Consider the following 4717-nt stretch of genomic DNA (forward strand, 5'->3'; position numbering starts at 1 on the left):
CATCATTTAATCGAACTACCAGATAGAAGAACTTTAGTTGCAGCTAAAGTCTGGGTCTCACCTTACCCGATTGGAGTGCTTATTATCCATACAAAGCATTTAAGAGTGATTCCCAACGCTTGGTATTCCGGTTTACTTTGGGTTAAGTGTTTATGTCACAATGGTTTAGGTAGGGTGGTAGCGTTGCTCACCACTTAACGCGGCGTTAGAACTCAAGGAGGAGGAGTTTCATGAAATGTTTAGTTGTGGTGGCACATCCAGTTAAAGATAGTTTGTGCCATTACTTGTGTGATCAGGTTGTTGAGCACCTCGGGTCAAAAGGTTATGACATAAGCATACTAGACCTATATGACCGTGAATTTGTGCCTGCTCTAACTCAAAAAGAGCGACGAAGTTACTACGGTAATTCATTTGATGCCAGTTTGGTTGAGCATGATATTGCTCTTCTTACAGAAACAGAGTCTTTGGTGTTGGTTTTTCCAACTTGGTGGTTTGGTTTTCCTGCTATCTTAAAGGGTTGGTTTGACAGAGTGTGGGCTCCTGGACATGCATATGACCACGACAAGGACTTGGGTGCGATTAAGCCACGATTGAGTAAACTGACTGAAGTCAAAGTAGTGACGACGCTCGGGTCTCCTTGGTGGGTGGACGCTTTTGTACTCTGGAAACCAGTGAAACGTGTGCTCAAAATAGCCTTGCTTGGAGCGTGCGTCCCTAAGTGTAGTTTTAAGTATTTATCTCTGTACAAAAGTGAAAATGTATCAAAACAAAAAGTAGAACGGTTTGTACAAAAAATAAAAGCTAGCTTCTGAGCACAGAGCTCTAACAATAAATTTAATCAGATTCGCAACGCTTGGCATTTTCAGTTTGAATCGACTTTAGTGTTTACAGCACAATGGTTTAGCTCTGGTGGTGGCGTTGCTCACTACTTAATTTGGCGTTAGCCGTCATGGAGCTTGCTATACTCAAAGTGATAGAATAGTATCACTTTAGTATTCCTTTGGAGCAACTCTCATGAAAGTAGAACTAGTTACATCACTTAAACGTCAAGCAACTAAGATCCTCGCCGATCTCCACGACACCAAAGAACCCGTGTTAATTACTGAGCATGGTAAGCCATCTGCGTATTTAGTTGATGTTGATGACTACGAATTTATGCAAAATCGTTTAGCTATTCTTGAGGGTATTGCACGAGGTGAGCGTGCATTAGCTAACGGTAAAGTGGTAAGTCATGATGAAGCCAAGGACAAAATGTCAAAATGGCTGAAGTAATCTGGACTGAACCAGCGTTATCTGACCTTAATGATATCGCTGAATACATTGCTCTTGAAAATATCGTCGCTGCAAAGCAGTTAGTACAAACGATCTTCTCCAAAGTCGAACGCCTACAAACTTTCCCAGAGTCAGGTCGTATTCCACCCGAACTCGAGCATTTAAGTTATCGCGAAGTTGTCGTTAATCCATGTCGTGTTTTCTATAAACAAGACGGTGACAAAGTGTATATTCTGTTTGTTATGCGTGCAGAGAGAGACTTGCGTAAGTTCTTGTTGGGTAAGCAATAACCTTTGGGAATGAGCGGCTAACAAACAATTCAACAGTGATCGCAACGCGTGGCATTTTTACTATGCGTTCAAATATGTGTTTACGGTGTTATGCGGTGGCTTCGTATTGCGTCGCTCACTACTTAGCTTAGCGTTATGTGACCGAATCAAAAGTCCACAAGAAATGACAATTTAAGGATAAATTATGTCTGATATTTACCTTCAACTCGCAGTTTCGGAGGATGTTCAGCTCCTGCAAGATTCGGCTTTAGCTGCATTTGCTGCTGACGTTGACAAATATGGTGCTTTTCCTCCAAACATCGAATCAAAAGAGTGGTTTAATTCAGAGGTTGGTAAAGGTAATTTTTACAAAGTTTTATGTCACGGTGAATTCGCGGGTGCAATCTGTGTTGAGTGCGGTGACCAGTCCTCTATTGAAATTAAATATGTCTACATTGCGCAAAAGTATCAGAACAAACATATAGGTTCTGAAGTCATGCGCCTTATAGAGAATCAGTACAGCCACATCACATATTGGTCTTTGTTTACACCTTACAAGTCATATCGGAATCATCATTTTTATGAGAAGTTGGGGTACAAAAAGGTCGGTGAGTTTCAGCCAGATGCTTCTGATGAGTTTATGGTATTTGAGTATGCCAAAACTCTTATGTGCTAAACGGTTCACATACAAGGCGCTTAAGACGGATTCCCAACGCTTGGCATTTTCAGTTTTAATCGTTGGGCTTTGTGTTTATGGTGGTAATGCTTAGTTTGGTGGTAGCGTTGCTCACTACTTAACGTGGCGTTAGTTTACCAATCAGGCTCCGCACCCTAACTGTGATTGTTAGGGTGTGAATATTATTTCAAATGATTCTGAGGCAGTTGCGACTGACCAAGAACGGCAACGATCAGAATAAAGTCGTCTTCTTTGGTAAAGTAGGCAGTGTGCTTACCAACAGAGAAGTAGAAGCCACCAGGGTACAACTCATCACAGTTTCTTCCAACTGCTGGATTGTCAGCGAGCATTTGAAAAGCAGTTAGTAGGTTGTCTCTATAGCTATTCCATTGGAGTTCGGAAAAGTTCGTAACGGTGTAGCTTTTAATTTTACGTAAATGGCTTTGTGCTAATTTGCTTAGCTTATATTTGTTCGTTTGCATACTGTAAGTTACAGACTCTTCAAGAATGTTTCGCCATCAACGGCATTGCCTTGTGCTAGGTCTTCTCTTGCTGCCTCAAAGCAATGTTTAATGTAATCAGCTTTCATGGCTTCAAGTTCTTCGTAGTCCTGAATCGACATAACAACGACAGCATCTTTGCTGTTTTTGCTGATTTTTACAGGCTCTCGTTGAGCACTAAGAAGTAGTTCGCCAAAATTACGTTTAGCGTCATTTGCTGTTAATGTATGCATGTTAAAGCTCCAAACTTGAGTTGCTAGTAAGAGTATAATTGATTGTGCGAAATGTTCAATTTAATTAAATCGTGCGATTTGTGTGAAGGTTAAACTAACAATAAATTTAAGCAGATTCGCAACGCTTGGCACTTTTGGTTTGAATCAGCTTTAGTGTTTACGTCACAATGCTTTAGGTAGGTGGTGGCGTTGCTCACTACTTAATTTGGCGTTAGGTCTAAGGAGAGACTGTGACAATATCATCAGGAATAGCTTTATTTATTGCAATGGCGTTATCCGCCGCAATTCCCGGACCAAGTGTTCTTGCTGTGGTCTCTAGGTCTATATCATATGGTTCGGCGCAAGGGCTTCTGGTTGTAGTTGGAGTATTGGTTGCTGATTACATTTTTATATTTTTAGCAATATCAGGTCTATCTTTGGTTGCGAACTTGATGGGGGAGTTTGCCGTCCTAATTAAATACGTAGGAGTTACTTATCTTTTATGGTTGGCTTACGTTACTTGGACTTCTGAAGTTTCAGACGTTACGGCTAATAAAACAAAGGCAAGTATAAAGTCATCTAGCTTAATTGCGGGGATGTTCATGACTATTTCTAACCCAAAAGCAATTTTGTTTTATATGGGGTTTTTCCCTGCTTTTGTCGATTTAACTGCTCTAACTGCAATTGACGTCGTCAGTATTCTATTTTTATCTACGATATCCGTGGGAGGCATTTTAGCAACGTATGCATGTGCTGCTTCAAAAGTCAGCTTCATGTTTAAGGGGCATATTGCTAGAAAGCGCTTAAACAAGCTTTCAGGTGGTTTTTTAGCTACTTGTGGTGTAATGCTGGCGGCAAAGACCTAAGCGTTTAAGACAGATTCCCAACGCTTGGTATTTTCAGTTCAAGTCAGCTTTGGTGTTTACAGTGCAATGGTTTAGGTTAGGTGGTAGCGTTGCTCACTACTTAACGCGGCGTTATATGCCAGTAATCAGAAAGTCGATAGCGGCAATGATCTCGTTCCTAAATGTGCTGATCTCGTTGACAGGTTCACGTAGAATTTTAGTTGGTACACTTGCCATTTGGTGAGTCAAAATAACAAAGTCACCTTCATCAATGTGTATCACAGGGCATAGGTGACTAGGAGCTTTCTTTTCTAACAGTTCAACAGGTGTTAATGGGATTACTAATCGAGTATTCAGTGTATCGAGCAATTCGCTCTGAACGTCAACAAAGTAAGGGTAAGCAGTTGCAGTGCTCTTATCGCTATTTTGGTATAGCGCAAATTGTGACATTAGAATGCTCGGTATGAATCAGAAAATAGACCATGTTTTTCAGTCAGCTCGTTACAAGCATTGATAGCTTCAGCGTTTTGTTCTTGCCATTCAGTTTTAAGGCGTTGGCTTACTTCTTTCTCAAGTGCTTTTTCCATGGTTGCTGACAAATTAATCTTGAGACGTTTCGCCTCTGCTAGCAGCTCGCTATTCAAACTTAAGTTGGCAGCTTTCTTTGGGGCTTGTGTATTAAATGCGTTTCTCATAGTATCAACCAATGCGTGTTTTATATGCGCATTAAGTATAGGTGTATACTAGGCATATAACAAGTATTTAAGAATGATTCTCAACGCTTGGCATTTTTCATTCCATCGTTGAGTTGAGTGTTTACGGTGGTAAGGTTAGGTTCAGTGGTCGCGTTGTTCACACCTTAATGCGGCGTTGATATGACCCCCCACTGTCAATAAGAGCGTAGAAGTTTCTGCTCCCACATTTCAGAGCCTTTGTTCATTTT

10 protein-coding genes are annotated in these 4717 nt (G+C 40.9%); 6 read left to right on the plus strand and 4 right to left on the minus strand.

Features of this window, described 5'->3' with window-relative positions:
- From ACHUFI_RS22210 to ACHUFI_RS22230, 5 genes are all read left to right on the plus strand, one after another.
- Positions 1-198 (plus strand): hypothetical protein (locus ACHUFI_RS22210; RefSeq protein ID WP_394253152.1); only part of this gene is annotated, 198 nt, incomplete at its 5' end.
- Positions 199-230: 32 nt separating this feature from the next.
- The gene (locus tag ACHUFI_RS22215) at positions 231-812 is read left to right on the plus strand and encodes an NAD(P)H-dependent oxidoreductase (RefSeq protein WP_394253154.1); all 582 of its coding nucleotides are present in this window, start codon (positions 231-233) and stop codon (positions 810-812) included.
- A gap of 202 nt (positions 813-1014) precedes the next feature.
- Positions 1015-1272 (plus strand): type II toxin-antitoxin system Phd/YefM family antitoxin, encoded by a 258-nt coding sequence (locus ACHUFI_RS22220; protein ID WP_394253156.1) that lies wholly within the window; start codon positions 1015-1017, stop codon positions 1270-1272.
- Positions 1260-1562, plus strand: coding sequence for a type II toxin-antitoxin system RelE/ParE family toxin (locus tag ACHUFI_RS22225; RefSeq protein ID WP_394253158.1), 303 nt, complete (start codon positions 1260-1262; stop codon positions 1560-1562). Before ACHUFI_RS22220 ends, ACHUFI_RS22225 begins: the two co-directional genes overlap by 13 nt.
- A gap of 184 nt (positions 1563-1746) precedes the next feature.
- Entirely contained in the window at positions 1747-2217 is a 471-nt protein-coding gene (locus ACHUFI_RS22230; protein WP_394253160.1) for a GNAT family N-acetyltransferase, read from the plus strand.
- A 182-nt stretch (positions 2218-2399) separates the two neighbouring features.
- Here ACHUFI_RS22230 and ACHUFI_RS22235 read toward each other — a convergent pair whose 3' ends face one another.
- Together ACHUFI_RS22235 and ACHUFI_RS22240 are read right to left on the minus strand one after the other, a co-directional pair.
- The gene (locus ACHUFI_RS22235; RefSeq protein WP_394253162.1) at positions 2400-2699 is read right to left on the minus strand and encodes a type II toxin-antitoxin system RelE/ParE family toxin; all 300 of its coding nucleotides are present in this window, start codon (positions 2697-2699) and stop codon (positions 2400-2402) included.
- Between the two features lie 8 nt (positions 2700-2707).
- Positions 2708-2950, minus strand: coding sequence for a type II toxin-antitoxin system Phd/YefM family antitoxin (locus ACHUFI_RS22240; protein ID WP_394253164.1), 243 nt, complete (start codon positions 2948-2950; stop codon positions 2708-2710).
- A gap of 230 nt (positions 2951-3180) precedes the next feature.
- On the opposite strand from ACHUFI_RS22240, the gene ACHUFI_RS22245 reads away from it, so the two are divergent.
- Entirely contained in the window at positions 3181-3795 is a 615-nt protein-coding gene (locus ACHUFI_RS22245) for a LysE family translocator (RefSeq protein WP_394253166.1), read from the plus strand.
- A gap of 111 nt (positions 3796-3906) precedes the next feature.
- On the opposite strand, the gene ACHUFI_RS22250 is transcribed toward ACHUFI_RS22245, so the two are convergent.
- Complete coding sequence (locus tag ACHUFI_RS22250; RefSeq protein WP_394253168.1) at positions 3907-4224, minus strand: CcdB family protein; 318 nt, start codon at positions 4222-4224, stop codon at positions 3907-3909.
- Positions 4224-4469 carry a type II toxin-antitoxin system CcdA family antitoxin gene (locus ACHUFI_RS22255; protein ID WP_394253170.1) on the minus strand — a complete coding sequence of 82 codons (246 nt, stop codon included), beginning with the start codon at positions 4467-4469 and terminating at the stop codon, positions 4224-4226. Before ACHUFI_RS22255 ends, ACHUFI_RS22250 begins: the two co-directional genes overlap by 1 nt.
- Positions 4470-4717 lie beyond the last annotated feature (248 nt).

Source organism: Vibrio profundi (assembly GCF_043642225.1).
GTDB lineage: Bacteria > Pseudomonadota > Gammaproteobacteria > Enterobacterales > Vibrionaceae > Vibrio > Vibrio profundi_A.